This is a genomic window from Candidatus Methanodesulfokora washburnensis (assembly GCF_003947435.1).
Classification (GTDB): domain Archaea; phylum Korarchaeota; class Korarchaeia; order Korarchaeales; family Korarchaeaceae; genus Methanodesulfokora; species Methanodesulfokora washburnensis.
In genome coordinates, this window is sequence record NZ_RCOS01000158.1 from 1 (window position 1) to 7210 (window position 7210).

Below are 7210 nucleotides of genomic sequence, written 5' to 3' on the forward strand. Positions count from 1 at the left end.
TTAAGATCCCTCTTTTAACAAATTCTCTCAGGATTTCCTCCTCTTTGAGATCCATTCTGCTCATAAAGCTCAGATTTTATTAATAAAGATTTCCATTCTCTATTCAAAAACTTTCCATGCATCACTATTCAGCATTTACAAGGCCAGAGGCAGGGTCAGGCAGCCTGAATGTCTTTTATCGATTGCTAAGTTTCCAACATTTGGATATATATTTAACGCTAATACAACCTTATATTTAAACTTTATAAGAAATTCCGATGGGCAAAAGTCCAATTGAGGATGAGAGGAAATTTCTCCTCGGCATAAGGGAGCTCTTAAGAAGGGAGAGAGAAGTTGAAAAAAGGGAGGCCTATGAGGACAGGGTCAGGGCTAAGGTTCTGGATGTGACAGAGGATCTTGTTACGCTTGAGTGCAGCTTTCCAATGTTCAGAGAGGGGGATATTATCGGCCACATAACTCAGGAGGGGGATGTTAAGCCAATTGGCTCGGTTTTAGCGGAGGGAACTGTGATAACAGTTGGGACAAACAGGGAGATCAGGCTTGAGGAGGGACAGCCAGTTGATCTGTGCAAGGGGGAGGTCCTTGTTGGATACGATCTCCAGATATCCCTTATAGACAGGATACTGAACGATGAGCTCGATGATCTTGAGAGGGATGCAGTTCTCTGCTTATTCGGAGGAGGAAATACGGGAAGTGGGAAGAGGATAAGCCTATCGGATAAACTTGATTCAACCGGAAAAATCGAGCTGGATGAATCCCAGATAGAGGCTGTTGAGAGGATCTTGGGCCTAGGAGATGGGGAGCTTTTAATTGTTGTTGGCCCTCCAGGAACTGGAAAGACTAGGGTCATAGCCAAGGCAGCTCTTGAGCTGAGGAAGAGGGGAGAGAGAGTTCTAATAACATCCCACACAAACAGGGCAGTTGACAATGCCCTAGAGGCCCTTCCAGTGGAGATTTCCCTCAGGGTCGGGAGGCCTGAGAAGGTTCTAAAGAGGATAAGGCCTTATCTTCTCAGCTACAAGGCTAGAACAGCCCTTGGATCCAGGCTTGAGCAGATAGAGAGCCAGATATCCAAGCTGAGAAAGGAGATAAAGGGGCTTCATGGTTTAGCTGAGGAATGGAAAAGGGTCTCAAGGGAGAAGTACAACGAGGTAAAGGGGACTATAAAGGGGAAGATAAAAAGGATCAGAGATCTATACAAGGAGAGAAATAAGATGCTTGTCGATGAGAGCAAAAAACTTGTGGAAAAAGCTGGGATAATGGGATCAACTCTGATAAAATCGAATATGCCCCCTCTTCATGTGGAGAGATTCGACACAGTCCTCATAGATGAGTGCAGCCAAGCATCAATAACACTAGCCCTTCTTGGGATGATAAAAGCGAGGAAATGGGTTCTTGTGGGGGATCACAAGCAGCTTCTCCCTGTTTTCAAGTCCATCAGGGATAAAAGGCTTGTTGAGAGGCTGAGCGCATTCTGCTTGATGAGGGAATTTTACGGAAAAGGGGAAGTGTGGCTCAGAAACCACTACAGGAGCAACAGCAGGATAATAAACTTCTCATGCAGATATGTGTATAACGGGATGATAAGTCCTGTTAAGGAGTGCGACGGGATAAAGCTTGAGATAAGGAATTATCCTAGGGAGATGGAGTTCCTCAACCCAGATATCCCAGCTGTCTTCCTGGACGTCAGGGGAGAGGATTTTGTCGAGGGGAGATCCAGGGCAAACAGGGCTGAGGTAGAGGCTGTTGTCCGCATAGCCAGGACGTTGAAAAGACTTGGGATAAGGAGCGAGAGGATAGGGATAATAACGCCTTACAAAGCTCAGAGGAACAGGATAGCTGAGGAGCTAAAGGATGAGAAGCTTGAGGTCAACACAGTTGACTCATTTCAGGGGAGGGAGAAGGATGTCATAATATTCAGCGTTACAAGCACGGGAAACATGGACTTTGTTTCCGATGAGAACAGGCTGAATGTTGCGTTTACAAGGGCTAGAAAGAAGCTGATAGTTGTCGGGAATGCTGAATCCATAGAGAAGATTTCAGGAGGCCTCCTTTATAAATATCTTATGTATGTCAGGAATCTGAATGGGTTCTTTAAATGGCAGATGAGATAAAAGTTTGGATGGCATCTTTCTTAATAAAAAGGAGCTATATAACGACAATAACATGGGAATCCTTCGGGAGCAATATGTTTCAAGAAATTTTAAAATTATAATATAAACTTTAATTATACTATAAATTGCTGAGAAGAAAACCCAATAAATTTATTGGGTTCAATCACCGAATTAAACTGCAAGGCTTAAATTCGATCCATCCCAATTTTACCGATGAGAATCGACAGCGTAGTCGGAAAGATCAAGTTTGCGGACTATCCTAGGCCAATCGGCCGAATGACAAATCATATCAGAGCAGAAAATGTGAGCCTTGGATGGCCTGCTGGAAATGCAATGGAGTGGATCCTTCAGCTGATATGTACAGGAGGGGGAATAATAGCGGGGATGCTGATAGAAAGGTGGAGAAGAAAGTGGGAGCTTGAGAAAGAAGCCATGGAGAAGCACTTTGAAGAAATCAAGAAGTGCCTTTTTCGCCTAAAGGAACGTATCTACAGTTTAAGACATAGTTTTATCCTCAATGAGTCCTTTTCTCTTCCCTCTATCTCCTCTGTGGAGGAGGAGCTTAGGGAGGACTATGAGCGGTGGTGGAGATCCTTCTCATTGAGGGGATTTGAATGCGGAAACCTGCTCTTCGATGACCTCAGAAATCACTATCCAAGCCTCTATTCCAAGCTTATCTCCTTGGAGAAGTTCGTGAGGGAGAAGTATCCAGATTTTCTACATGCATTAATCCCTCTTCTCCAGAGAATGGAGGAGGATCCTGGGCTAAAAGGTCTCATTGAGAGAGTTATGAGCCATGCTGCAACAACCGCACAAAGGAAGGTAGCTGATGATTACAGAAAGGCGGTTCTCTTCCTCTCTCTGGGAATAAGCTGGGAGAACTGGCCAAACCTCTACAGATCACTAAGGGTTGAATGGAACACAATAGAAGAGGCAGGAAAAAGGCTTTACAATACAGAGGAAGCCAAAAAAGTCAGGGATATTCGGGAGGATGCTTTTGGGATTATGGACTCCTGCTGTGCCGAGATAGATGAAGTTATGCTCTCAAAGATCCTGAGGGGAAAATGCAGGTACGTAAGAGCCAGATAACATGAAATTTCTTAGGCATCACTCGATTACCATAACCCAATAAATTTATTGGGTATTATCTTTTTTATACATCGATCTAAGCTCCTTTGCGGTCTTCTCAAGGAAATCGGCCAGCTTTATCGCCTCATCCTCCCTGATATTCCTCTTTATCTCGCTCAGAAGGGATATTATGTACTCAACCTCCCTTTTATCGGATATCATCCCCCTCAAGCTCAATCCTTCATGCATCATCGAGACATACTCATAGCTCTCTGGCCCAAGATAACAGAGGCTTCTCCTCTTTCCCTCTACATGAACAGCATAGTAGTATGTCCTGTTTCCCACATGCCTCGTCTCAATCCAGTTGTAGGTTTTTCCGCACCTAGGGCAGATATCCCTCATGCCCATCAGTATATACCAAGGTGTACACCAATATTTAAGCTTTTCCTTCATGCTTAAATAAGGGATGTTCCAGAATTCTCGATGGTCAGGGAGGCCAGGACAACGATACACAAGGTAGGCTCAAGGCACACGATCTACCTCAGGAAGGATTTGGTAGAGGACAGTCAGTTTCCATTCAAGCCGGGGGAACCCCTCATAATAAGGATAGATGGCGATAGGCTTGTGGTGGAGAGGGCTTCTGAGAGAAATAAACAATAGTTGGGGAGTGAAAGAGGGGAACCCAATAAATTTATTGGGTATGGTCCTGAGCCTTATCTATTGAAACTTTTGATAGTCATTTTTACTGAGTAAGGGGTTCAAGGTATCTAACAGCTACAGTCTTTTATCTGTTAGATTAGAGAAATAGAGAAGGAGGGGATGATGTTGGCTGAGGAAATGATAACCCCTGAGATTCTGAAGAAGTGCTCTGAGGAATTCAGAAATGAGGAGGGAAGAGCGTATTTTTACGATATAGCTGTGGAGATAGCGGACAAATATCCCCTTCAGGCTGCTATAATAGTTCTAGCAACCTGGAACACAGGAAGGTTCAGGTTCATGATGAGCGACCCGAAGAACTTAATGGATCTGAAGGAGGCCTTGGATAAATGCAGGCCATTATTTGAACAGCTGAAAAAAGAGAGATTTCAGACAGCCAACTTCGATGAGATAGGCGAAATTGTGAAGCAGATATATTCCATTCTTTCAAAAGTTAAAGGCGTTGAATATACGGGAGCATCAAAGCTGATGCATTTGTTCTGTCCCAACCTATTCGTTATGTGGGATGGCTTTATCAGGAGAAAGTACAGAGTGGGGAAAAGTCCGGAGGATTTCCTTAAGTTTCAAAAGCTCATGCAGGATAGATTTGGAAAGATCAAATGGGATGAGCCCAGAACCCTGCCCAAGGTAATCGATGAGTATAATTATGTGAAATTTACACTACCGAGATTAAGAAAGCAGAGATTGAAAAAGCGAGGGAAAGCTTAGCTATCTAGGATTTTTAGGGAATAGCTGAGGATCCTTCAAACAGCTCTGAACCTATTAATGTCCGCCTCTGACATGGATTCCGGAGGCTCCCATATAGGATAGTATATGGGCCATTTTCACGGGTAAAGCTAGCCTTGAAGCTCCTGTCTCAAGGTTCCAGAAGTTCAGCCTTGTGAGGCTAAGATACTCCTCAGCTATTTTTATAACATCCTCCTCTCTCAGCTTCTTTTCATCTAGCTCATAAACCCTCAGAATGACGGGCTTTGCACATCCTTCTCCTCTTGGCTTGCTTGATATAACCAGAATCTCATGCGCCAATCTATCGAGATGTCTCAGTTTGTAGAGGTAGAAGTGGGTTCCCTGAAGAGGTTTCTGAACACTCCTGTCATCTACCTTGAATACCCTAGTGGGAACAGATTTTATAACTGAGATATACTCTAATTTTAATTCTTCCGATGGCTTAAGTTCCAGTTCCTTTTTCACATTTTTAAATGAGCGCAGGCACCCATCCAGCTCATCTTTAGTCCTTGGAGGACCGTCTCTTAGTATCACTATTCTTTTCATTGAATTTTCCCTTGCTTTTTCCACCATCTTTCTGAACACCTCGTAGTAATTTTTCTCTGTTATTGTCTCTGAAGTAAGAGTGAGAATTCGTGCATCCATCAGTTTTCCATAGGGATCGAACATTATGAAAGCTGCTCCTTCAGTAGCTTCCTTCCTAGAAATATCCAAACCAACATACATGGTTTCCCCTCTTCCATCAGCAGGAGAATCCAGCACCCATGTTAGGGGACCTGTAGGATTTCCCTCAGATATCTTCCTCTGTATCAGAAACTCAGCATAAATTCCAGCACATATGTTTGCCAAAAGGCCAGAATCCTTTTCCCTCCTAATTCTCTCAATAGTATTGGTCTCTACAAGCTGTGTGTGATATCCCATTCCGCTAGCCTCTCTTTTTGCCGAGGTGTAGAATTCCTCCCTCTCCTTGCTAGGTATTATTATTGTCATCAAGAAATCCTTTTCAGAGCACTGTTTAGCATGTTCTTTTATTGTTTTTTCCAAAGAGTTCAGGCTTTTTGCAGGGTTCTTGGGATCATATGTATAAGAGATCTTTTTCACTCCTTTTATAGAGCCTAAGTTCAGCTCATTGAACTTATTTTTCAGCATTTCTACAAAATTTGTTTCAACGAAATCCTTAAGATTCGGATCAGAGGGATATATTAACATCAAGTTCAATTCCTGTTTTCCTGCATAAGGATGGCATTTTTCCCTATCGAAGGCAAAGAGAGGGGAATGTGGACTGCTGATATCCTTGCCATCCTTCTTATATGTAAGCTGCACGGTCATTTTCGCTATGTCTTTTATTATTTTTATATCTTCTCTGAAATAAAAGTTTGGCTTTAAGTATGCATCCCCATCCTTAACTTTGAAAACCTCAAATTTTACGTTTTTATACCCAAGTTTATCCATCAGGCTCTCGATCTCCTCCTTTACATTCTCCAGCAGTTTGCTTATCTCCTTAAACCTAGTGTGAAAAGGATCAACCTTACCTCGTCCAGCAAGCCTCAGCACAGAGGGAGGATAACAGTACTCCCCTTTGCTTGTCTTAATAATAAAGACAGGATACTCATTCTCATCCACCTCTACTCCTCTTTCCCTCCAATACTCATGAAGAGGTTTCCCCTTAATTTTCTTCTCGCTCACAAAGCAATCCTCTATATTCACCACTTCTCCCTGTATATACAATCCTCTCAGCCATGTGAAAACAGTCTTTTTAATGTACTCATCATGTGATAGCTCATAGGCCCTTTCTTTTAGCTCATTATCTTCTCTCAGCTTCCGAAATTCCTTTATCCCCAGTTGTTCTCGAATTCTCCCCGCTATGGAGGGAGAGGGTCTGAGGTAATCCAAAAAGAGAATAAGATGACCATCATGATCCAAGATTGTCCTCTTTTTTACCGCAATATCCTCCTTAGCGCTTACATAGACTCCTTTAACGGGTCTAAATCCTGCTTTTTTAAGAACAACGGAGATCAAGGCATCCAAAAAGTTCTCTGTCCCGCTGTAGCTTGGAATAGATTCCCCCAGAGGCATGGGTTTTTCCTGTATCATATGCTCTGGTATCTTCTCTAAGATTGAATTCGGGTTATCCGCATAAATCTCAGCTTTCACAACCTCCTTAGCGATAGGGTAAAGCTCATAGGTGCATATCTCTCCCCTTTCTATCAATTGACATGCTATCCCATGAAGCATCCTCTTTGCAGCTCCATAGCTGCACTTCAGCTCTACCTCGGAGCATTTAAGGGGCTTTAAATCCAACCTTTCAGTCGATTTCAGGCAGCTTAACTCGTATACCACACTTAAATAGCGCAAGAGCTAGCTATATAAGCTTTTCTAATCATAATAAATCCATGGTATGGCATATCCAAAAATAAATTTAGACAAAGGCCTCTTGCTTAGGAAATGCATCTCTCTATCTTTCTTCCTGAGTTAGCTCATTTAAAATTAGAAGCAAGCTGATAGAAAAGGCTCTTTTGGCTTTACCTAGCTTTGTGAACTCTTTTGTTCACCTCTTTAACGAAATTGTAATCCCTTATTTGCGA

The 7210-nt window shown here is 42.8% G+C and carries 6 protein-coding genes; 4 read left to right on the forward strand and 2 right to left on the reverse strand.

Going from position 1 to position 7210, the window contains the following annotated elements; translation table 11 throughout:
• Positions 1–257 precede the first annotated feature (257 nt).
• Positions 258–2114: an AAA domain-containing protein gene (locus tag D6D85_RS13670; protein ID WP_125672595.1), complete on the forward strand. Its 1857-nt coding sequence runs from the start codon at positions 258–260 to the stop codon at positions 2112–2114.
• A 213-nt stretch (positions 2115–2327) separates the two neighbouring features.
• Positions 2328–3203: a hypothetical protein gene (locus tag D6D85_RS13675; RefSeq protein ID WP_125672596.1), complete on the forward strand. Its 876-nt coding sequence runs from the start codon at positions 2328–2330 to the stop codon at positions 3201–3203.
• A 45-nt stretch (positions 3204–3248) separates the two neighbouring features.
• On the opposite strand, the gene D6D85_RS13680 is transcribed toward D6D85_RS13675, so the two are convergent.
• Positions 3249–3590: a hypothetical protein gene (locus D6D85_RS13680; RefSeq protein ID WP_125672597.1), complete on the reverse strand. Its 342-nt coding sequence runs from the start codon at positions 3588–3590 to the stop codon at positions 3249–3251.
• A gap of 75 nt (positions 3591–3665) precedes the next feature.
• On the opposite strand from D6D85_RS13680, the gene D6D85_RS16525 reads away from it, so the two are divergent.
• Both D6D85_RS16525 and D6D85_RS13685 read left to right on the forward strand, forming a co-directional pair.
• Positions 3666–3842, forward strand: a complete 177-nt coding sequence (locus tag D6D85_RS16525) for a hypothetical protein (protein WP_161969893.1) — start codon at positions 3666–3668, stop codon at positions 3840–3842.
• A gap of 165 nt (positions 3843–4007) precedes the next feature.
• Entirely contained in the window at positions 4008–4607 is a 600-nt protein-coding gene (locus tag D6D85_RS13685; RefSeq protein ID WP_125672598.1) for a hypothetical protein, read from the forward strand.
• 54 nt (positions 4608–4661) lie between these two features.
• On the opposite strand, the gene D6D85_RS13690 is transcribed toward D6D85_RS13685, so the two are convergent.
• Complete coding sequence (locus D6D85_RS13690; protein ID WP_125672599.1) at positions 4662–6965, reverse strand: Piwi domain-containing protein; 2304 nt, start codon at positions 6963–6965, stop codon at positions 4662–4664.
• Between the last annotated feature and the right edge of the window lie 245 nt (positions 6966–7210).